Annotated in this window: 1 protein-coding gene; it reads left to right on the forward strand. The window is 67.9% G+C overall.

The window, feature by feature from the left end:
• A partial coding sequence (locus tag AC1DWF_RS32750) for a phosphomannomutase/phosphoglucomutase (RefSeq protein WP_476842681.1) occupies positions 1 to 867 on the forward strand: 867 nt, incomplete at its 5' end.
• Positions 868 to 960 lie beyond the last annotated feature (93 nt).

A 960-nucleotide genomic window follows, 5' to 3' on the forward strand; every position in this document is an offset into this window, starting at 1 on the left:
GGCTCGGGCGGCGCGGTGACGGAGCGGTTGGTGAAGCGGCTGCCGGGCACGCACCACCTCATCAACGCCGAGATCGACGGGACCTTCCCGAACCACCATCCCGACCCGACGGTGCTGAAGAACCTCGAGCAGATCATCGCGAAGGTGGCGGAGACCAAGGCCGACCTCGGCATCGCCTTCGACGGCGACGCGGACCGTATCGGCGTGGTGGACGGCGAGGGGCACATGCTCTTCGGCGACCAGCTGCTGGTCGTGCTGGCGCGCGACGTGCTGAAGGCGCATCCCGGCGCCACCATCATCGCCGACGTGAAGGCCTCGCAGGTACTGTTCGACGAGGTGGCCAAGGCCGGCGGCGTGCCGCTGATGTGGAAGACGGGCCACAGCCTCATCAAGCAGAAGATGGCCGAGACCGGCAGCCCGCTGGCCGGCGAGATGTCGGGCCACACCTTCTTCGCCGACAAGTGGTACGGTTTCGACGATGCGCTCTACTCGGCCGTGCGGCTGCTCGACATCCTCGCACGCAGCGACGAGAGCCTGGCGAGCATGCGCAAGGCCCTGCCGCAGGTGATCAACACCCCCGAGCTCCGCTTCGACTGCGAGGAGGCGCGGAAATTCGAGGTGATCGAGGAGGTGAAGGCCCGCCTCGCCTCGGATGGCGCGAAGGTCCAGGCGGTGGACGGCGTCCGCGTCCTGACCGACGACGGCTGGTGGCTGCTGCGGGCGTCCAACACCCAGGCCGTGCTGGTGGCGCGTGCCGAGGCCAAGACCGAGGCCGGGCTGGAACGGCTGAAGGCGCTGCTGGTGCACCAGCTGGAAGCGTCCGGCCTCGCGGCGCCGGATTTCTCCGGACAGAACGCGGGTCACTGAAGTCCGGATTGACGTCCGGTAATCTGGGCGGCCAACTACCCTGAACAAGAGCCACCAGAAGGTGGCTCCCACAGGAGGTTGTCCGACATGCTC

Source organism: Aminobacter sp. P4_D5 (genome assembly GCF_056401815.1).